At 66.9% G+C, this 20,101-nt stretch carries 20 protein-coding genes and 2 tRNA genes; 13 read left to right on the forward strand and 9 right to left on the reverse strand.

Annotation, left to right across the window (positions count from 1 at the left end; all coding sequences use genetic code 11):
• The 4 genes from DS837_RS16930 to DS837_RS16945 all read right to left on the reverse strand — a co-directional run bounded on the left by DS837_RS16930 (position 1) and on the right by DS837_RS16945 (position 4,827).
• A complete protein-coding gene (locus DS837_RS16930; RefSeq protein ID WP_149165834.1) occupies positions 1-924 on the reverse strand; it encodes an AAA family ATPase in 924 nt (307 codons plus the stop codon).
• Between the two features lie 168 nt (positions 925-1,092).
• On the reverse strand, positions 1,093-1,887 hold the full coding sequence (locus DS837_RS16935) for an FAD binding domain-containing protein (RefSeq protein ID WP_149165835.1): 795 nt from the start codon (positions 1,885-1,887) through the stop codon (positions 1,093-1,095).
• A gap of 15 nt (positions 1,888-1,902) precedes the next feature.
• Positions 1,903-4,293, reverse strand: a complete 2,391-nt coding sequence (locus tag DS837_RS16940) for a xanthine dehydrogenase family protein molybdopterin-binding subunit (protein WP_149165836.1) — start codon at positions 4,291-4,293, stop codon at positions 1,903-1,905.
• A gap of 36 nt (positions 4,294-4,329) precedes the next feature.
• Entirely contained in the window at positions 4,330-4,827 is a 498-nt protein-coding gene (locus tag DS837_RS16945; protein ID WP_035673773.1) for a (2Fe-2S)-binding protein, read from the reverse strand.
• Between the two features lie 318 nt (positions 4,828-5,145).
• Between DS837_RS16945 and DS837_RS16950 the strand changes: the two genes are divergently transcribed.
• The 4 genes from DS837_RS16950 to DS837_RS16965 all read left to right on the forward strand — a co-directional run bounded on the left by DS837_RS16950 (position 5,146) and on the right by DS837_RS16965 (position 10,167).
• The gene (locus tag DS837_RS16950) at positions 5,146-6,084 is read left to right on the forward strand and encodes a TAXI family TRAP transporter solute-binding subunit (protein WP_149165837.1); all 939 of its coding nucleotides are present in this window, start codon (positions 5,146-5,148) and stop codon (positions 6,082-6,084) included.
• 31 nt (positions 6,085-6,115) lie between these two features.
• Complete coding sequence (locus tag DS837_RS16955) at positions 6,116-8,212, forward strand: TRAP transporter permease (protein WP_149165838.1); 2,097 nt, start codon at positions 6,116-6,118, stop codon at positions 8,210-8,212.
• Entirely contained in the window at positions 8,209-8,589 is a 381-nt protein-coding gene (locus DS837_RS16960) for a DUF1850 domain-containing protein (RefSeq protein ID WP_149165839.1), read from the forward strand. The genes DS837_RS16955 and DS837_RS16960 overlap by 4 nt, the downstream gene beginning before the upstream one ends.
• A 114-nt stretch (positions 8,590-8,703) precedes the next feature.
• Positions 8,704-10,167, forward strand: a complete 1,464-nt coding sequence (locus DS837_RS16965) for a sodium:proton antiporter (RefSeq protein ID WP_149165840.1) — start codon at positions 8,704-8,706, stop codon at positions 10,165-10,167.
• A 56-nt stretch (positions 10,168-10,223) separates the two neighbouring features.
• Here DS837_RS16965 and DS837_RS16970 read toward each other — a convergent pair whose 3' ends face one another.
• Positions 10,224-11,048, reverse strand: coding sequence for a universal stress protein (locus DS837_RS16970; RefSeq protein ID WP_149165841.1), 825 nt, complete (start codon positions 11,046-11,048; stop codon positions 10,224-10,226).
• Positions 11,049-11,127: 79 nt separating this feature from the next.
• On the reverse strand, positions 11,128-11,886 hold the full coding sequence (locus DS837_RS16975) for a DUF1194 domain-containing protein (RefSeq protein WP_149165842.1): 759 nt from the start codon (positions 11,884-11,886) through the stop codon (positions 11,128-11,130).
• Positions 11,887-12,024: 138 nt separating this feature from the next.
• Between DS837_RS16975 and DS837_RS16980 the strand changes: the two genes are divergently transcribed.
• The 4 genes from DS837_RS16980 to DS837_RS16995 all read left to right on the forward strand — a co-directional run bounded on the left by DS837_RS16980 (position 12,025) and on the right by DS837_RS16995 (position 15,000).
• A complete protein-coding gene (locus DS837_RS16980; protein WP_149165843.1) occupies positions 12,025-13,176 on the forward strand; it encodes an acetoin utilization protein AcuC in 1,152 nt (383 codons plus the stop codon).
• A 150-nt stretch (positions 13,177-13,326) separates the two neighbouring features.
• Complete coding sequence (locus tag DS837_RS16985; protein ID WP_149165844.1) at positions 13,327-13,884, forward strand: hypothetical protein; 558 nt, start codon at positions 13,327-13,329, stop codon at positions 13,882-13,884.
• A complete protein-coding gene (locus DS837_RS16990; RefSeq protein ID WP_149165845.1) occupies positions 13,881-14,435 on the forward strand; it encodes a hypothetical protein in 555 nt (184 codons plus the stop codon). The genes DS837_RS16985 and DS837_RS16990 overlap by 4 nt, the downstream gene beginning before the upstream one ends.
• A 124-nt stretch (positions 14,436-14,559) precedes the next feature.
• Positions 14,560-15,000 carry a DUF192 domain-containing protein gene (locus DS837_RS16995; protein WP_247889979.1) on the forward strand — a complete coding sequence of 147 codons (441 nt, stop codon included), beginning with the start codon at positions 14,560-14,562 and terminating at the stop codon, positions 14,998-15,000.
• Positions 15,001-15,013: 13 nt separating this feature from the next.
• Here the strand turns inward: DS837_RS16995 and DS837_RS17000 are convergent, their stop codons facing one another.
• Complete coding sequence (locus DS837_RS17000) at positions 15,014-15,556, reverse strand: hypothetical protein (protein ID WP_149165847.1); 543 nt, start codon at positions 15,554-15,556, stop codon at positions 15,014-15,016.
• Between the two features lie 79 nt (positions 15,557-15,635).
• Between DS837_RS17000 and DS837_RS17005 the strand changes: the two genes are divergently transcribed.
• The 4 genes from DS837_RS17005 (at position 15,636) to DS837_RS17020 (ending at position 16,834) form a co-directional block, all read left to right on the forward strand.
• Positions 15,636-15,713: transfer RNA gene (locus tag DS837_RS17005), tRNA-Pro, on the forward strand.
• A 49-nt stretch (positions 15,714-15,762) separates the two neighbouring features.
• Positions 15,763-16,059: an ETC complex I subunit gene (locus DS837_RS17010; protein WP_014240426.1), complete on the forward strand. Its 297-nt coding sequence runs from the start codon at positions 15,763-15,765 to the stop codon at positions 16,057-16,059.
• 10 nt (positions 16,060-16,069) lie between these two features.
• Positions 16,070-16,146, forward strand: a tRNA-Arg gene (locus DS837_RS17015).
• A gap of 445 nt (positions 16,147-16,591) precedes the next feature.
• Positions 16,592-16,834 (forward strand): DUF6460 domain-containing protein, encoded by a 243-nt coding sequence (locus DS837_RS17020; protein ID WP_247889980.1) that lies wholly within the window; start codon positions 16,592-16,594, stop codon positions 16,832-16,834.
• 332 nt (positions 16,835-17,166) lie between these two features.
• Here the strand turns inward: DS837_RS17020 and hisI are convergent, their stop codons facing one another.
• The gene (gene hisI, locus DS837_RS17025) at positions 17,167-17,601 is read right to left on the reverse strand and encodes a phosphoribosyl-AMP cyclohydrolase (protein WP_149165849.1); all 435 of its coding nucleotides are present in this window, start codon (positions 17,599-17,601) and stop codon (positions 17,167-17,169) included.
• 42 nt (positions 17,602-17,643) lie between these two features.
• Positions 17,644-18,822, reverse strand: a complete 1,179-nt coding sequence (gene metC / locus DS837_RS17030; protein ID WP_149165850.1) for a cystathionine beta-lyase — start codon at positions 18,820-18,822, stop codon at positions 17,644-17,646.
• Positions 18,823-19,063: 241 nt separating this feature from the next.
• Between metC and DS837_RS17035 the strand changes: the two genes are divergently transcribed.
• Positions 19,064-20,086: an amino acid ABC transporter substrate-binding protein gene (locus DS837_RS17035; protein ID WP_149165851.1), complete on the forward strand. Its 1,023-nt coding sequence runs from the start codon at positions 19,064-19,066 to the stop codon at positions 20,084-20,086.
• The last annotated feature ends 15 nt before the right edge of the window (positions 20,087-20,101 follow it).

Here is a 20,101-nt window from a genome sequence, read left to right on the forward strand (position 1 = left end):
TCACCGCGCCGTGGAGGCGGCGAGTTCCGTCTTGACCTGGGCCAGGATGCGCGCGGCCTCGCTGCCCTGGATGCGGGCGATGTCGTCCTGGTACTTCAACAGCGTGCCCAGCGTGTCGTTGATGACCGAGGGCTCCAGCTCCAGCTGGTTCAGTTCCACCAGCGCCTGCGCCCAGTCCAGAGTCTCCGCCACGCCCGGCGCCTTGTAGAGGTCCATCCCGCGCAGGCTCTGCACGACGCCGACCACCTGGGCGGCCAACCGCGCGTCGGCGTTCGGCGCCTTCACCGCCAGGATGGCGCGCTCACGCTCGGCGTTGGGGTAATCGACCCAGTGGTAGAAGCAGCGCCGCTTCAGCGCGTCGTGAATCTCGCGGGTGCGGTTGGAAGTCAGGATGACGATGGGCGGCTCCGGCGCCGTGACCGTGCCGAACTCCGGAATCGAAACCTGGAAGTCGGAGAGGATTTCGAGGAGATAGGCTTCGAACGGCTCGTCCGTGCGGTCCAACTCGTCGATCAGCAGGACGGGAGGACCGGCCAAGTCGGGTTCCAACGCCTGGAGCAGCGGGCGCTTGATAAGGAAGCGCTCGGAGAAGAGATCGGCGCTAAGCGCGTCCCGGTCGCGGTCGCCCGACGCCTCGGCCAGCCGGATTTCCATCATCTGCCGGGCGTAGTTCCACTCATAGACCGCCGCGGCGACGTCCAGCCCCTCGTAGCATTGCAGCCGCAGCAGGCGCCGGCCCAGCGTGGCGGACAACACCTTGGCGATCTCGGTCTTGCCGACCCCGGCCTCGCCCTCAAGGAACAGCGGACGCCGCAGCTTCAGCGCGAGGTACAGCGCCGTCGCTAGCGAGCGGTCGGCGACGTAGTTCCCCCGCCGCAGCAGGTCCAGCGTGTCATCGACGGAGGCGGGGAGGGTGTTGGGCATGACAATCCGTCATCCAGCGGGAAAACTCCCTCTCCCGCCCCGGGAGAGGGAAGGGGCCCACGCAGTGGGAAGGGTGAGGGTGCCGACAAGAATCCGGCACCGATCCTCGACGGTACCCTCACCCGGCGCTTCGCGCCACCCTCTCCCGGGGCGGGAGAGGGACGATGGTTACCCACACGCCTCCACCGCGCGCCTTGCCATCACCCGCACCAGATGGGCGCGGTAGTCGGCGCTGGCGTGGATGTCGGCGTTCAGCCCGGCCGCCGACACCGACGCGCCGTTCAGGGCGTCGGCGCGGAAGTCCTGGGCCAGCGCCGCCTCCATGTCGTCCGCCCGGAAGACCGACGGGCCGGCGCCGGTCACCGCCACCCGCACCTCGTTCCCGAACACGGCCACGAAGACGCCGACGATGGCGTAGCGGCTGGCCGGGTTGCGGAACTTGGCGTAGGCGGCCTTGTCGGGCTTCTGGAAGTGAACGGCGGTGACGATCTCGCCGGGCTCCAGCGCCGTCTCGAACATGCCGGTGAAGAAGTCGTCGCCCGCGATCTCCCGTCGGTCGGTCCGCACCGTGGCCTTCAGCGCGACGACCGCGGCGGGGTAGTCGGCGGAGGGGTCGGCGTTGCAGATCGACCCGCCAAGCGTGCCCATGTTGCGCACCTGCCGGTCGCCGATGCCCTCGGCGAGGCTGGCCAACGCCGGGATGACGCGCTGCACCGTGTCAGAGTGGGCGACATCCGCGTGGCGGGTGAAGGCGCCGACGGTCAGGCCGCCGGCCTCCTCCCGGATGCCCTGAAGCTCCGGGATTTGGCCGAGGTCGATCAGGTCGCTCGGCCGGGCGAGGCGCTGCTTGAGCGTCGGCAGGAGCGTCTGCCCGCCGCCCAGCAGCTTCGGGTCCTCGAACTGGCCGAGCAGGGCGACGGCGTCGGCGACGCTCTTGGGGCGGTGATAGGTGAAGGCGTACATGATGTCTCCTCCCTCTTACTCGGCCGCCTGGGCGGGGGTGTGGCGCCGGATCGCCTGCCAGACCCGCTCCGGGGTCGCCGGCATGTCGAGATGGGTGACGCCGTACTCGGACAGGGCGTGCACCACCGCGTTCATCACGGCGGCCGAGGCGCCGATGGTCCCGGCCTCGCCGCAGCCCTTCACGCCCAGCGGGTTGTGCGTGCAGGGCTGGTCCTCGTGGTAGCGCACCGTGAAGGACGGCACGTCGTCCGCCCGCGGCATGCAATAGTCCATGTAGGAGCCGGTGATGAGCTGACCGGATTCCTCGTCATAGACGCAGTTCTCGTAGAGCGCCTGCCCGATGCCCTGGACCAGCCCGCCATGGACCTGCCCCTCGACGATCAGCGGGTTGATGACCCGCCCGAAATCGTCCACGGCGGCGAAGCTGACCACCTGGACCACGCCAGTGTCGGGGTCGATCTCGACCTCGCAGACGTGGCAGCCGTTGGGGTAGGTGAAGTTCTTCGGGTCGTAGAAGGCCTGCTCGTCCAGCCCCGGTTCCAACTCGTCCAGCGGGAAGTTGTGCGGAACGTAGGCCTGCAGGGCGATGTCGCCGATGGTCAGGGCCTTGTCGGTGCCCGCCACGACGAAGCGCCCATCCTTGGCCTCGATGTCGGCCTCGGCGGCCTCCAGCATGTGGGCGGCGATCTTCTTGGCCTTGCGCTCCACCTTGTCCATCGCCTTGACGATGGCCGACCCGCCGACCGCCAGGGAGCGCGAGCCGTAGGTGCCCATGCCGAAGGGGATCTTGCTGGTGTCGCCGTGGACGATCTCCACATTCTCGATGGGCACGCCGAAACGCTCGGAGACGAGCTGCGCGAAGGTCGTCTCGTGCCCCTGCCCGTGGCTGTGGGAGCCGGTGAAGACCGTTACCGAGCCGGTGGGGTGGAAGCGCACCTCCGCCGATTCGTACAGCCCCGCCCGCGCGCCGAGTGCGCCCGCGACGTTGCTCGGCGCGATGCCGCAGGCCTCGATGTAGGTGGCGAAGCCGATGCCGCGCAGCTTGCCGCGCCGGGCGGACTCGGCCTTGCGCGCCGCGAAGCCGTCGTAGTCGACCAGCGGCAGGGCGATGTCGAGATTCTTGGCGAAGTCGCCCGTGTCGTACTGGAGCGCCACCGGAGTCTGGTAGGGCATGGCGCTGGCCGGCACGAAGTTGCGGCGGCGCAGCTCCGCCTTGTCGATGCCCGTCTCGGCCGCGGCGACCTCGACCAGCCGCTCGATCAGATAGCAGGCCTCCGGACGCCCGGCGCCGCGGTAGGCGTCCACCGGCACGGTGTTGGTGAAGACCGCCTTCACCTCGGCATAGATCGCCGGGGTCTTGTACTGGCCGGCCAGCAGCGTGGCGTAGAGGTAGGTCGGGATCGACGGCGCGAAGGTCGACAGATAGGCGCCCATGTTGGCGATGGTCGCGACGCGCAGCGCCAGGAAGTTGCCGTCCTTGTCCATCGCCAACTCGGCGTGGCTGACATGGTCGCGGCCGTGGGCGTCGGTCAGGAAGCTCTCTGAGCGTTCGGCGGTCCATTTCACCGGGCGCCCGACCTTCTTCGCCGCCCAGGTGACGACGGCCTCCTCCCCGTAATGGAAGATCTTGGAGCCGAAGCCGCCGCCGACATCGGGGGCGACGACGCGCAGCTTGTGCTCGGGGATTCCGAGAACGAAGGCGCCCATCAGCAGGCGGATGACGTGCGGATTTTGGCTGGTGGTGGTCAGCGTGTGCTCGCCGGTCGCCCGGTCGTACTCGCCGAGCGCCGCCCGCGGCTCCATGGCGTTGGGGATGAGCCGCTGGTTGACCAGATCGAGCTTGGCGATGTGGGCCGCTTGCGCGAAGGCGGCGTCCACCGCCGCCGCGTCGCCGAGATGCCAGTCGAAGCAGAGGTTGCCGCCGACGTCGTCATGGACCAACGGCGCGCCGCCCTCAAGCGCCTTCAGCGAGGTCACCGCGGCCGGCAGCTCCTCGTAATCGACCATGACCAGCTCGGCGGCGTCCTTCGCCTGCTCGCGTGTCTCGGCGATCACCACGGCGACGGCATCGCCGACGTAGCGCGCGCGGTCGCGGGCGATCGGGAAGTGGGGCGGCTCCTTCATCGGGGAACCGTCCTTGGAGTGGATCTGCCAGCCGCAGGGCAGGCTGCCGACCTTGTCGGTCTCCATGTCGGCGCCGGTCAGCACGGCGATCACGCCGGGGGCCTGCATGGCTTCGGCCGCGTCGATTCCGGTGATGCGGGCGTGGGCGTAGGGGGACCGGACGAAGACCGCGTGGGTCTGGCCGGGCCGGTTGATGTCGTCGGTGTAGGTACCGCGCCCGGTCAGGAAGCGCGCGTCCTCGCGCCGGCGCACGGAAGCGCCGATGCCGGTGGGGTTCGCCATCTTCGTGTTCCTCCCATGAGAGCCTTTGCCCGTTGCTTATTCGGCGGCGGCCTTCATCGTGCCGCCCTGCATCGCCTCCGCCCCGGCCATCACCGCCTTGACGATGTTGTGGTAGCCGGTGCAGCGACAGATGTTGCCCTCCAGCCCTTCGCGGACCTCGTGCTCGCTGGGCGACGGGTTGGCCGTCACCAGATCGACGGCGCTCATCACCATGCCCGGCGTGCAGAAGCCGCATTGCAGGCCGTGATGCTCGCGGAAGGCCGCCTGCATCGGGTGCAGCGTGCCGTCCGCCGCCGCCAGCCCCTCGATGGTCGTGACCGCGGCGCCGTCCGCCTGCGCGGCCAGCATGGTGCAGGACTTCACCGACCGCCCGTCGATATGGACGACGCAGGCGCCGCACTGGCTGGTGTCGCAACCGACATGGGTGCCGGTCAGGCCGAGCTGGTCACGGAGGAAGGTGACCAGCAGGGTCCGCTCCTCCACCTCGCGCGAAACCGCCTTTCCGTTGACGGTCATGGAAACGGTACACGGCATCCGCTGTCCTCCCATTGTTGGTGACGTTCTGTTGCCCCGACCTTCGCGACGCTTCTTTCGACGGTTCTTCCAACTCTGCGGGATAAAGTGTGGCGCAGGACCTACCGGAACAAGGATAGGGGGGCGTCGTCCTATCCGGTCAAGACGCCGTTCGGCCTCCTCCGAAGGGAGAATGCTTGCGCCGAACCGCCGCGTTTCTTTCGGATCCTACGGACTGGCGGACCCACCGCCCGCAAGTTAGGATACCCAACAATCCGACGCAAACCAAAGCGTCTTACGAACGATCCGAGACGGACAGCCTTTTGGGAGGGAAGTAGAATGAAGCGTTTCCTGGCCGCGGTCGGCGTCTGCATGCTCACCGCGCTGCCGGCCCAGGCCGAGCAGTTCGTCACCGTCCTGACCGGCGGCACCAGCGGCGTCTATTACCCGCTGGGCGTGGCGCTGTCGGGCATCTACGGCAAGGCCATCCCGGGGGCCAAGGTTACGGTCCAGGCGACCAAGGCGTCGGTCGAGAACCTGAACCTCCTCCAGTCGGAGCGCGGCGAGATCGCCTTCTCGCTCGGCGATTCGCTGAGCGGCGCCTGGAAGGGCGACGAGGAGGCCGGCTTTAAGACCAAGCTGACCAAGCTGCGCACCGTCGCCGCGATCTACCCCAACTACATCCAGATCGTCGCCAGCAAGGACTCCGGCGTGAAGACGCTGGCCGACCTGAAGGGCAAGCGCGTGTCGGTCGGCGCGCCGAAGTCGGGCACCGAGCTGAACGCCCGCGCGATCTTCGCCGCCGCCGGGCTGGGCTACAAGGACTTCGCCAAGACCGAGTATCTGCCCTTTGCCGAATCGGTGGACCTGATCAAGAACCGGCAGCTCGACGCGACGCTGATCTCCGCGGGCCTCGGCGTGGCGGCGATCAAGGATCTGGCGACCTCGCAGGACATCACCATCGTGTCGATCCCGGCGGATGTGATCCAGAAGGTCGGCGACCCGGCTTACATCGCCGAGACCATCCCGGCCAACAGCTACAGCGGCCAGAGCGAGCCGGTGCCGACCGCGGCGGTGCGCAACCTGCTGGTCACCCACGCCGGCGTGTCGGACGACGCGGTCTATGCGATGACCAAGGCGATGTTCGAGAATCTCGACGCGATGGCCGCGGCCCACGCCGCCGCCAAGCAGATCAAGCTGGACGCGACCGCCACCCAGTCGCCGGTGCCGCTGCATCCGGGTGCGGAGAAGTTCTACAAGGAAAAGGGTCTGATGTAAGCGCGCCCCGTCGTCCCGGAGCCCCCGTGCGATGAGCGCATCCTCCCAAGACGCGGACAACAAGATCCGCCAGGCCATCGACCGCGAGAATCCCTCGACGGTCGTGGCCTTCGAAGGCGTCGCCGGCAAGGCCGTCTTCGCCATCGCCGTCGCCTTCTCCCTGTTCCAGATCTGGACGGCGGCGTTCAACCCGCTGTCCAGCATGGTCGTCCGGTCGGTCCATGTCGGGTTCCTGCTTCTGATGACCTTCACCCTGTTCGGCTTCCGCTCGCACGGGGAACGGCGCAGCGTGCCCTGGTACGACTGGCTGCTCGGCCTGGGGGCCTTTGCGCTCGGCCTCTACCATTACGTGTTCGAGGTCGATCTCATCCAGCGGGCGGGTGATCCGAACACCACGGATTTGATCGTCGGCGCGATCACCATCGCGCTGGTGTTCGAGGGCGCACGACGGATCATGGGATGGGCGCTGCCGATCATCTGCGGCGTTTTCATTCCCTACGCACTGTTCGGGCGGCACCTGCCCTTCGGGCTGGCCCACCGCGGCTACGACATCGATCAGGTCATCGACAACCTGTACCTGTCGACCGAGGGCATCTACGGCACGCCGACCTTCGTGTCGGCGACCTTCATCTTCCTGTTCATCCTGTTCGGCGCCTTCCTGGAGCGCGCCGGCATGATCAAGCTGTTCAACGACGTGTCGCTGGGCCTCGTCGGCCATGCCAAGGGCGGGCCGGCGAAGGTGGCGGTGATCTCCTCCGGCTTCATGGGGACGATCAACGGCTCGGGCGTGGCGAATGTGCTGACCACCGGCCAGTTCACCATTCCCCTGATGATGCGCTTCGGCTACCGCCCGGCCTTCGCCGGAGCGGTCGAGGCCACGGCCAGCATGGGCGGGCAGCTCATGCCGCCGGTCATGGGGGCGGCGGCCTTCATCATGGCCGAGACCATCGGCGTCCCCTTCAGCGACATCGCCATCGCCGCGGCGATCCCGGCGATTCTCTATTTCGGCAGCGCCTTCTGGATGGTCCATCTGGAAGCCGGCAAGCGCAACCTCGTCGGTTTGCCGAAGGACCAGTGCCCCAGCGTGTCGCGCGCGCTGATCGAGGGCTGGTACCTGATCCTGCCGCTGGCGGCGCTGGTCTACCTGCTGTTCTCCGGTTTCACGCCGCTGTTCGCGGGGGTGATCGGCATCGCGTCGACCATCGCGCTGATCCTCGGCACCAGGATCGTCGGCTCCATCGGGCCGATGGCCTTGCGCGTCGCCTTCTGGGTCGTGCTGGGCCTCGTCGCGGCGGCGCTGTGGCGGATGGGTTGGCGGACGGAGCATCTGGCCTTCGCCATCGTCGGGCTTCTGGTCATCCCCTGCCTGATCGTGAAAGGCGGGCGGGAGACTCTGGCCGTGCTTGTAAACAGCCTCGCCGACGGCGCCAAGAACGCCGTTGGCGTTGGCGTGGCCTGCGCGCTGGTGGGGGTGCTCATCGGCATGCTGACGCTGACCGGTCTGGCCTCCAGCTTCGCCGGCACGATTGTTCAGCTTTCCGGCGGCAACCTGCTGGTCGCGCTGATCCTCACCATGCTGGCCTGCATCCTGCTGGGCACCGGACTGCCGACGACGGCCAACTACATCGTCACGGCGGCCATCGCGGCGCCGGCCCTGCTGCAGATGGGCGTTCCGCTGATCGTCTCGCACATGTTCGTCTTCTACTTCGGCATCATGGCCGACCTGACACCGCCGGTGGCGCTGGCGGCGCTGGCGGCCTCGTCGATCTGCCGGGCAGGACACATGCAGGTCGGCTGGATCGCCACGCGGATCGCCATGGCCGGCTATGTCGTGCCCTTCATGGCCGTCTATTCCCCCGCGCTGATGCTCCAGACCACCGATCCGCTGGCCGTCGCTTATGTCCTGATCAAGGCGCTGATCGCCATCGGGCTGTGGGGGGCGGCGACCATCGGCTTCTTCTGGACGCCTCTCAACCTGGCGGAGCGGGTGTTCGCGGCAGCGGCCGCCTTCCTGTTCGTCGTGGCGCTTCCGGTAACCGACGAGACCGGATTCGTCATGACGGCGGCCTTCCTGCTGTGGCAGCGCCATCGCCTGCGCCGCGTGCGGCGGAGCAGCGCCCCGGCATGAGTGCAGCGTTATGCCTGTCGGCGCTCGGCGGGGCGGTTCTCGCCGCCCTGCCAGGGTCCGCTTTCTCGCTCTCCTGGACCCATTCGGTGGAGAAGACCGAATGGCGGGAGGAATGGCGCATCGAGGACGGACGTCTCGTCCTGGCCGAAGCCCGTGTGAAGGGGGGCGGCGCCGGGATGGAGCCGCCCGCGGGCGCCCGCTTGGCCGCCGGCTGGTGGGTCTGGGTGCCGGCGGTGCCGCCGTTGGAACGGGTGGTTCTGGCCGCTTCCTCCTTCACGCCGGAGCACGAACTGTGCGTGGAGGGGACCTGCCGTCCGCTCCACGGCTGGATCGGCGGGCCGATGCCGAGTCCCCTCGAACTGAAGCCCTGCGGCTAGAGACACGTTATTCACGCACGGCCGATAAGGGAATCCCGAAGGGGCGTTCCGGCTTGGCTTAGCCCTTTCGGAGACGCATACTTCGGTAACTGATATTACAGATGAATGCGTGTTATGACCGACGCCCGACCGACCCGACATCGCCTCGCCCGTTCACTTGCCGCTCCCCTGGTAGGCCTCGCTGTCGCCGGAGTGCCGGGGCTGGCCCTGGCGGCGGAAGCGGCGGGGGCACCACATCTCGACGGGCGCGACCTGAACGTCTTCTGGGTGATTCCCTTCGTCGGGATTCTGCTGTCCATCGCGCTGATGCCACTGCTGGCGCCGTCCTTCTGGCACCATCATTTCGGCAAGGTCGCCGCCGGCTGGGCCATCGCCTTCCTGCTGCCCTTCGCGTTGACCTTCGGGGCGGGGCTCGCCACCTACGAGCTGCTGCACACCCTGCTTCTCGAATACATTCCCTTCATCGTGCTGCTGACCGCCTTGTTCACAGTGGCGGGCGGCGTGCGGATCTGCGGCACCCTGGTGGGAACGCCGCTGGCGAACACGCTGGGGCTGGGGCTGGGCACGCTGCTGGCGAGCCTCATGGGAACGACCGGCGCCTCGATGCTGCTGATCCGGCCGCTGATCCGCGCCAACGAGCACCGGCGGCACAAGGTGCACACCGTCGTCTTCTTCATCTTCCTGGTGTCGAACGTCGGCGGCTCGCTGACGCCGCTGGGCGATCCGCCGCTGTTCCTCGGTTTCCTGAAGGGGGTCGGCTTCTTCTGGCCGACCGTGCACCTGTTCTGGCCGATGGTGCTGGTGGCGGGCTGCCTGCTGGCGATCTACTTCCTGGTCGACCTCTACCTGCACACCAAGGACCCCGGCAAGCATCCGCTGATCGAGGGCGTGCATGAGCGGGAGCCGGTGCGCATCGAGGGGGCGGTCAATCTGCTCCTCCTCGTCGCCATCGTCGGCGCGGTGCTGCTGAGCGGCGTCTGGCATCCGGGAGTGGGGGTGGAGATCTACCACATCCACGTGCCGCTGGAGACGATCGTGAGCAACCTGCTGCTTCTCGGCATCACCGGTCTGTCGCTGGTGCTGACCAGCGCGCGCAGCCGCCGCCTGAACGCCTTCACCTGGGGGCCGATCCTGGAGGTGGCGAAGCTGTTCGCGGCGATCTTCCTGACCATCATCCCGGCCATCGCCATCCTGAAGGCGGGCACCGACGGCGCGCTGGGCGCCATCATCGCGGCGGTGAACCAGGACGGCCAGCCGGTCCCGGCGGCCTATTTCTGGGCGGCGGGCATCCTGTCCAGCTTCCTCGACAACGCACCGACCTACCTGATCTTCTTCAACACGGCGGGCGGCGACGCGCAGGTGTTGATGACCGACCTTGCCGTGACCCTGGCGGCCATTTCGGCGGGCGCGGTGTTCATGGGTGCCAACACCTACATCGGCAACGCGCCGAACTTCATGGTCAAGGCCATCGCGGAGGAGCGCGGCGTGGCGATGCCGAGCTTCTTCGGCTACATGCTGTGGTCCTTCGGCATCCTGGTGCCGCTGTTCGTCCTGGTGACCTGGGTGTTCTTCCTCTAGCCCCGGATATCTGGGCTCGGATGCCGGGCGGCCCGTCGCCGCCCGGCGTTTCCCCGTCAGTGGGACATCAGCACCGGCACGTCCAGATTCGCCAGAACCGTTCGGGTGGCGCCGCCGAGGACCATCTCGCGCAGGCGGGAATGGCCGTAGGACCCCATCACCAGAAGATCGCCGCCCAACTCGCGGCAAGAGCTGATCAGGACGTCCCCGACGTCGCCGCCCTGGAAGATGGTCGCCTGATGCTGGCTGCGCACGCCGTGGCGCTCCAGCCAGATCATCAGATCGCGCCCGCTGTCCAGCCTGTGGCCCGGCGGGTCGATGGTGACCACCGTGACCTTCTCCGCCTCCTTCAGGAAGGGCAGGGCGTTGCGCACGGCACGACCCGCCTCCCGCGTGTTCTTCCAGGCCACCACGACGTGGCGCCCGATCGCCGCGGTGGGCGGAGCGGCGTAGGGCAGAACCAACGTGGGGCAGGGGCTGGTCAGCGGCAGCCGGTCCGGCACCTGGAGTGCCACCCGGTCGCCGCGCTCGTCGTCGTGGCTCTGTGTCACCACGGCCAGATCGGCGTAGACAGCGCGGGCGGCCAGCAACTCCACATGGTCGCCTTCCTCGATCGTCCAGGAGTAGGAGCAGTCCTTGAGCGTCTGCCGCACCTCCTGCTCGATCTGCTCGGCCTTCTCGTGGGCAATGGCCGTGGCCTCCGCGATGTAGGCGTAGGAGGCGGCGCGTCCGGTCACCGCGGCGGGCATGGACACCGGCGTGGCGACGAACAGCACCTCGACGAAGGCGGAGAATCGCTTGGCGAGGATGGCGGCCACCGCCAGCCGCTGGGAATGGCGGTCGTCGTTCGACATGTGCAGCAGGATCGTCTTGATCGGCATGGTCTCGCTCGCAGGTTTCGAACCGGATGACCGGCACTCCATAGGTAATGTTTGTTGAGCCAATCTGGCAACGACCCGGCTAGCGGCTGGCGAAGCCTGTGCGTCCGCCCACGCCGTGTCCGGGAGGAAGGCCGGAGATTTCCAGAAGCAGCTTGCTCAGAATGGCGTCGGCGAAGGCTTCGAAGCTGACGGCGGGCACCAGGAAGGCGCCCGGCCCACCGATCACATGCTCCTCGTAATAGCCGTCGAGATTCGTCGGCGCCGCCCCGCCCCAGGGATTGGGCCGGTCGTTGAGGATCGGCAGGCCGTTGATGGTGATCCCGGCGGCGACCGCCTCGTCGCGCGCCCACTGCACCGGGCGCCCGCGGTTGTTGACCCCGTCGCCCGACACGTCGATCACCCGCCGCGCCCCTTCGAACCCGTTGTCGTTGAACAGGCGGACGCTGAAGTCGATGGCCGCGCTGATCGAGGTCCACTGCGCGCTGAGATAGGGAGATTCGGCGACGGAGGAGGCGAAGGCCTCGACGCTGCCGTGATCGCTCAGCAGGGTCCAGGGCACGGTGATGCGCTGGAAGCTGTCCCCGGCCCATTCGACATAGGTGACGGCGATGCGCCCATAGGGGCCGCCACGGATGGCCGCCTGGACCTTCGCGTCGGTGAGGGCGGCGACGTAACCCTCCCGCTGGAGGCGGCCTTCCTCCGCGTCCACGCTGCCGGACACGTCCACGGCCAGCACCAATTCCAGATCGACCGGCGTGTCGGCCTGGGCCGGCGCGCCCGCTCCGCCGACGACAAGAACCGCGGCGGCCATCCCCGCCAGACGCCACGCACCGTCCATGCCGTGCCTCCCCCCGCGGATGTCCCAGACCCCAAGGGCCAAGCCCCCTCAAGAAAAGAGATCGCCATGAGGCCACGACAAGGGGCCTTGTGCACAAGACGTTGACGGACGGTTGTCGCCGCTCCACCTCTCCACCCCATGCCGACCGATTCTCCGAACGAATTTCCCGCCCGCCCGCTGTTCCTGGGCAGCGAGATCTACCGGGGCTCCAGCTATGGAGCGAAGCACCCGCTGGCCATTCCGCGGGTGTCCACCGCCATCGACCTCAGCCGTGCCATGGGATGGCTGCCCGACGCGGTCTACCGCGACAGCCCGCTGGCGTCGCCGCAGGAACTGGGCCGCTTCCACACCCCGGATTACATCACCGCCCTCCACCGCGCAGAGGCGGATCAGCGGGTGGATGCCGAAACAGGGGAGCGCTACAACCTCGGCCGGATGGAGAATCCGGTCTTTCCGGAGATGTACCGCCGTCCCGCCATCAGCACCGGTGCCGCCGTCCTGGCCGGGCGCCTGCTGGCGGAGGCGCCCGCCGGCATCGTCTACAGCCCGGCCAGCGGCACCCATCACGCCCGTCCGGGGCGGGCCAGCGGCTTCTGCTACCTCAACGCCCCGGTGCTGGGCATTCTGGCTCTGCTCGATTCCGGAATCGAACGGGTGCTTTACGTGGACCTCGACGCCCACCACGGCGATGGGGTTGAGGACGCCTTCGCCGACGACGATCGTGTGCTGACCCTGTCGGTCCATGAGGACGGGCGCTGGCCCTTCACCGGCAAGGCCGAGGATCGGCCCGGCGCTCTGGCTTTCAATCTGCCGGTCCCGCCGGCGTTCAACGACACGGAGATGGATTACCTTCTGGAGACGGTGATCCTGCCGCTGGGACAGGCGTTCCGCCCCCAGGCGCTGGTCATTCAGACCGGGGCCGACGCGCTCGCCGAAGACCCGCTGAGCCGGCTGGAGCTGTCGAACAGCGCGCTGTGGCAGGCGGTGAGGGCGTTGATGGGGCTGGCGCCGCGCCTGATGGTGGTTGGGGGCGGGGGCTACAATCCCTGGTCCGTCGGACGCTGCTGGGCCGGGATCTGGGCGGTGCTGAACGGCATCGACCCGGCGGTGCCGCCGACGCCGGAGGCCGAGGGCGTGCTGCGGGCGCTGTCCTGGTCGCGCGCCGCCGGGCGCAATCCGCCGGCGCATTGGTTCACCACCCTGGCCGACGCGCCGCGTCCCGGTCCGCTGCGCGACGAGGTGCGTCGCGTTGCCGCTGCGGCAATCACGAAGATGGTCCGCACTGGATAATCTTTGGAAAGTTTTTCATTCACGTATGTCACGCAGTTGACGTATTGGGACGAATCGGACAGCCTGATTTGCGCGACTCGCGCTGTCCGCTGGTCATTTCGATGAATCACGCCATGCCGGGAGCCGGAGAGGGAGAGGGGCAGGCCGCCGATGTCCAACACCACCTTGCTCCTGCTGACCATCGCCGCGATGATGCTGGCCGCGGTGCCGGTCGCCATGATGCTGAAGCGTTTCCTGCCCGACTTTCTTCATCGCTCCGCAGGCATCGACCAGCTTGAGAACCGCATCTACGTCCTGCATGCGGAGATCCACGAACTTCAGGACCGGGTGAACGGCAAGGTGCAGCGGCGCAACCAAGCGTCCGCCGAGAAGCACCGCGCCGAAACCGAAAACCGCAAGATGGAGCGGGCAATCGCGGAAATCGCCCTCCAGCCGCCCGTGTTCGTGCACGAGGTGGGCGACCCTCAGGCCGGCCTGTCGAAGTTCATGGTGAACGTCGCCCAGGAGAAGGCCTCTTCCGGTGGCGACAAGTCCCAGGTCAACCCGATCTGGCGCTGCGCCAACGTGGCGGAGGTCTGGGCGTCCAACGCGGAGGAGGCCAAGCAACTCGTCGAGGTGGCGTTCCCCTTCAAGATGGGCTTCACCAAGACGTTCCAGAAGACGCAGGGCCGCCTCAACCCCGCCCGCATCAAGGCGCCCTCATCATGATGATCAACTTCCTCATCATCCTGGGGATCATCGCCATCGGGGCGTGGCTGGGCAATGTGCTGCTTGCGGTCGATTCGCAGGTTGCGCAGAGCCGCAGCCGGATGCGCGCCGCCAAGGACACCATCGGCAAGCTGGAGGCGACGATCCGCCGGCTTCAGCATGAGGAGGAGCACATCGTTAAGGAGATCGAGGAGTGTATGGCCGACACCGTCGAGGCGCGCCGCAAGCAGTCGGACATCCAGCGGCGCCTGTCCGAGGCGCAGACCAAACAGCGGCCCCAACTCCTGATCCTGACCGACCGGCGCAATCCGAACGACAGGGAATGGCTGGTGACCGTCGTCAACACCCAGATCGGCGAGATCGACGCCCTGCACCCGCTGGCCGTCGAATGGGCGCGCGGCCGCGACTATCTGGTCTGGGCCGAGAGCGACCGGGAAGCCGGGGAGCGGGCCATCCGCCGCTTCAGCGCCCGCCCCGGCTACCAGATCAAGCAGATCAAGCCGCTGACCAAGGACATTTACACCACCGCCACCGACCGGACGGCGGCGTGACTCCGTCGAAGAGCCTGCTGGACAGCCGCACGTCGCGACGGCATCGTCCCAGCTCTGGATGTCATGGAATGGGTTGGTCGCGATGATCGGACGGGCTGTGCGTGGCCTTTTGGGCGGGTTTCTGATGGGGGTCGCAATTCTGCTGCCGGCCTTGCCGGCGTCGGCGTTGGAGAATTTCGCGCGCTCCTCGTTGACCGTCGAGACGGCCGGCGGCGGCAAGTACCGCTTTGACGTGGAACTGGCGGAAACCCCGGCGCAGCAGGCGCAGGGGCTGATGTTCCGCGAGAAGATGGCCGCCGACTCCGGAATGCTGTTCATCTACGACCGCCCGCAGCCGGCCAGCTTCTGGATGAAGAACACGCTGATCCCGCTCGACATGATCTTCATCGGCACGGACGGCCGGATCGTGAACATCCACGCCAACGCCGTGCCGCGATCGCTGGACGCGGTGAACTCGGCCGGTCCGGTGAAGGCCATTCTGGAGATCAACGGCGGTATGAGCGCGCGACTGGGCATCCGCCCGGGCGACCGCGTGGTGCACCCGGTCTTCGGCACCGCAAAGTGACGGCGCGGCGGCCCTAACGAGCCTCATCGGGCAACCCGAAGGCGGTCAGGACGAGCCGGGCCGCCTCCTCAGGGGGCGTGGCGGCGCCGCTCACCACGATGCAGGCGCGCGGGTGCAGCCACCTCCGCAAGGCGCGCCGCACCCCACCGACGGACGGCGGCTGGTCCTCCAGCACCGCCGCGGGCGTGCCCTGCCGCGCCAGCCGGACGGCGCCAAGGGTGACGAGTCCGGCGTCCCCTCCCACCCCGATCAGGCCGGCCGGCCGCCGCTCCGCGACGATCCGCGCAAGCGCGAGGACGGAAGTGCCGGTGTGGCGCTTGGCGAGGTCGATCTGGCCGATGCCCGGGTGCAGCGCCGCCCGCAACAATCCTCCCCCCATCGGGGCCATGACATCGAGCCCATATCCTCGCCGCCGCAGGGCATCGGCCAGAGCCACGGCGGCACGCCCGGCCGGGGTGTCGTCCAGACCGGACACGAAGACGGCGAGACGGGGAGGGGACGAGGAGGTGGCGTTCACGGAGGGAGCAATCGGCGCGGTCGAAAGGGGCGGCATCATACGAAAGGTCCACCCTGCGGGATAGATGCGGCAGCGTCTTGCCGTCCGCTCAGGGTTCGTGTATTCCACTGCGCGACGTCGGGGCGTAGCGCAGTCTGGTCAGCGCGCCAGTTTTGGGTACTGGAGGCCCCCGGTTCGAATCCGGGCGCCCCGACCAACGAAATTCGAACGATGCACCACGCACGTATCAGAGGAGATGCCGCGTCATGAAGGTCCGGATCTACCAGCCGAGCAAAGCGGCCACTCAGTCCGGGCGTGCCAAGACGCATCGTTGGTTGCTCGAATACGAGATCGAAACCCCGCGCCGTCCGGAGCCGCTGATGGGCTGGATCAGCTCCGGCGACACGCTGAACCAGGTGCGCATCGGTTTCGAGACGTCGGAGGAGGCGGTCGCCTTCGCCCAGCGCAAGGGCTGGGACTATACGGTTCAGGATGCGCCGGTGCGCCGCGTCCGTCCGCGCAACTACGCCGACAATTTCCGTATGGATCGTCCGCGCTTCTGATCCGGACCGGGGCCCCATAGCTCAGTTGGATAGAGCAATCGCCTTCTAAGCGATAGGTCGCAGGTTCGAATCCTGCTGGGGTCGCCACCTTTCTCTGCAGTATCGTTTGCTCATCATCGGCCTGTGGGTCCGCTGGACACCATTGGCGGACTCAGGTCCGATTCCAAAAACGCTCAACACAGTTATCCCCATATCCCGTGTGTCGCAGGCGAAGGGGTGGCAAAGCCTTTGGTTGCGGCACAACGCTGACGATTTGCAGTGTATCCAATGGTTTCGCCACGTGATGACCATGCCCAATTTGGGGGCATGATGGCAAGTCGCCGCCCCTCCAACAGGCTTGAAGACTCATCCACAAAGTTATCCACAGAAAATGGGGATAACCCGAAAGCACCTGCGCGAGGCGGGAGCAAGGCGTTCTCATGCGCCACCACCATAACCATCTACCGCAAGGAACGGCCTCCGTGCCGGTGACGTTTCATGGGGCGCTTGATCAATCCCACGCCGTTCGGCGTCAGCACGAGGTGATGTCTTGGTGGGTTGGGTCGTCAGAACGCTTCTGTTGTGCTTCGTGGTCGGGTTGGCTCTGTCCTTTCTGGACATCAATCCGGCCAGCATCCTGACCAACAGCTGGGCCACCATCCAGGACATCGCCCGGCTCGCCGCGGACATGTTCCATTGGGCGCTGCCCTACATCCTGATCGGAGCGGTGATTGTCGTCCCTCTGTCCGTGATCGGAGCCGTCATGCGCTGGACCCGCACGCGGCACCGTCCGTAACGCAATCCCAATCTCCGCCGTCCGTACAAGAAAAAACCGGAGATCCAGTGAATCTCCGGCTAAGTGAATACAGGGAGGGTTAGAGACAAGATCTGTTTAACTGTTCGGGCGACCTGCTTCGTTGATCTGCATCAATCTGCGATAATTTTATCGATGCGCTGCAACCGGACAGGCTTTGACTTTGGGCAAAAAAATAGCCGAGGGTTCCATTGGAACCCCCGGCATAGGCGAATACAGGGAGGGTTAGAGACAAGAGCTTTCTACCTCTTCCCGCCCCAAGCTACGTTGACATAGATCAAACACTTTTCGCATTGCAGCGAAGGTTTAGCGTCTTACTTATGCGTGTGTCCGTAGAGAACCGAGGGGTCGGTCTCGACATCCTGGATAACTTCGAGTTTCCCATCACGCAGCGCGCGGTAGAAGCAACTGCGCCGTCCGGTGTGGCAGGCCACGCCGTCCTGTTCCACGATCATCAGCAGGGTGTCACCGTCGCAATCGACGCGGAAATCCTTCAGCCTCTGCATCTGGCCGGAGGTTTCGCCCTTGCGCCACAACCCCTTGCGGGACCGCGACCAGTAGCAGACGCGGCCGGTGCGCAGCGTTTCCAGCACGGCCTCGCGGTTCATCCAGGCCATCATCAGGATCTCGCCGCTTCCCTCCGCCTGTGCGATGGCCGGGACCAGCCCGTCGGCGTTGAAGGCGATGGCTGCGATCACGTCCTCGAATGAGGGTTCAAATGCAGGCTCGAACGCGGTGGCGTCCGTCATGATGTCCAATCCTCGTGTGTGCCGCGTGTCCGGACCCGCCCGTTACAGGGCGGCCCTCAGGCGGGTGAAGGCGCCGTCCAGGTCGCGGATGAGATCGTCCACGTCCTCCAGCCCGGCGTGCAGGCGCAGGACGGTGCCGGGATCGGTCCAGCGGGTCGCCGTGCGGACGGCGGCGGGGCGTGCCGGCAGGATCAGGCTCTCGAACCCGCCCCAACTGTACCCCAGCCCGAACAGCTCCAGGGAGTTCAGCATGGCCGACAGGGCCGGCTTCGGCACCGCGTTCATGACGATGGAGAACAGACCGGAGGAGCGTCCGATGTCGCGCTTCCACAGCGCGTGGCCCGGGCACTCGGGGAAGGCCGGATGCAGAATGCGGGTGACCTCGGGCTGCTTCGACAGCCAACCGGCCAGCGCGAGCGCGCTTGCCTCGTGCTGCTTCAGGCGGACGGAGAGGGTGCGCAGGCCGCGCAGACCCAGATAGATGTCGTCCGGTCCGGCGCAGGTGCCCGTCCGCGTCGCGGCCTTCTTCACCGCCAGCCACTGCGCCTCGTTGGCGCAGGAAATCACGCCCAGCATCGCGTCGGCATGCCCGACGATGTATTTGGTGGCCGAGTGGATCGAAACATCCACCCCGTGCCGCAGCGGCTGGAAGAAGAGGGGGGTGGCCCAGGTGTTGTCGATCATCACCGTGGCGCCCACCGTCTTGGCCGCTGCGGCGATCGCCGGGACGTCCTGCACCTCGAAGGTCAGGGAGCCCGGCGATTCGAGGAACACGACACTGGTGTTCGGCTTCAGCAGGGCGGTGATCCCGGCGCCGATGGTGGGATCGAAGTATTCGACTTCCACGCCGTAGGGCGCCAGCGTGTCGTTGGCGAATCGGCGGGTCGGACCGTAGGCGCTGTCGGTGATCAGCACATGGTCGCCCGCCTTGCTGAAGGCGAAAAAGGCCGTGGCGATGGCGTTCAGGCCCGAGCCGGTGTTGACCGCGCGATAGGCGCCCTCGAGCTCCGCCACCGCCTGTTCGAAGGCCAGCGTGGTCGGCGTCCCGACGCGCCCATAGTTGATGCTGTCGAAGGGGGTGCGGTCGCTCGCCTCCAACTCCTCCAGCGTCGGGAACAGCACCGTCGAGCAATGGTAGACCGGCGGATTCACGATTCCGTGATTCTCGCGCGGGCTGCGCCCGGCGTGCCCGAGGATCGTATCTTTTCGTGCGTCGTTCATGGGTCTTCCCGCAACAACAGTGATGGCGCCCGTATCCCGACATTCCAAGATGGACCCGGCCACCAAAGATTTCTTTTCCCAAAGCCTCTGTAAGGGATAACCAAGCCAAATGCACGGCTTAAGGATGATTCGACAAGCCGGATGCGGTTGGTGCACTCTTGTCACACGCGCGTGTCCGCCATGCGGGGCGCGCAATGCATGAACCTAAGCGTAAAAACGCAAGAACAGGGTGGAGCTTAATATGAAATCGGGAATCCTCGCCGCTGCTGCCGCGGCCGTGGTGTTCGGCGCCGTCACCGGCGCGCAGGCCGGTCCGACGCTGGACGCCGTCAAGGGCCGCGGCTTCGTCCAGTGCGGCGTGAACGCCGGCCTTCCGGGCTTCGGCAACCCCGACAGCTCGGGCAACTGGACCGGTCTCGATGTCGATTACTGCCGCGCGGTCGCGGTTGCGCTGTTCAACGACCCGAACAAGGTCAAGTTCACCCCGCTGTCGGCCCAGCAGCGCTTCCCGGCCATCCAGTCCGGCGAAGTCGATCTGCTGTCGCGCAACACCACCGTCACGCTGACCCGCGACACCTCGGTCGGCCTGAACTTCGCCCCGGTCACCTACTATGACGGCCAGGGCTTCATGGTGAACAAGAAGCTCGGCGTGAAGAGCGCCAAGGAGCTGAACGGCGCCACCGTCTGCGTCCAGGCCGGCACCACGACCGAGCTGAACCTGGCGGACTATTTCCGCACCAACAACATGTCCTACAACCCGGTCGTCATCGAGTCGAACGACGAGGTGAACGCCGCCTACTTCGCCGGCCGCTGCGACGTGCTGACGACGGACGCCTCCGGCTTGGCCGGCACCCGCGCCGGCGTGGCGCCGGTTCCGGACGACCACGTCATCCTGCCGGAGATCATCTCCAAAGAGCCGCTGGCCCCCGCCGTCCGCCACGGTGACGACCAGTGGTTCGATGTGGTGAAGTGGACCGTCTACGCCACCATCCAGGCCGAAGAGATGGGCATCACGTCCAAGAACGTCGACGAGTTCGTGAACAGCAAGAACCCGGAGATCCAGCGCATCCTGGGCACCTCACCGGGCATGGGCAAGGCGCTGGGCCTGGACGAGAAGTGGGCCTACAACGTGATCAAGACCATGGGCAACTATGGTGAGATCTTCGAGCGCAACGTCGGCATGAAGACCCCGCTGAAGCTGGAGCGCGGCCTGAACGCGCTGTGGACCAATGGCGGTCTGCAGTACGCGATGCCGATCCGCTGAGGACGGAAAGGGGGA

It is taken from the genome of Azospirillum brasilense, assembly GCF_008365405.1.
Classification (GTDB): domain Bacteria; phylum Pseudomonadota; class Alphaproteobacteria; order Azospirillales; family Azospirillaceae; genus Azospirillum; species Azospirillum brasilense_D.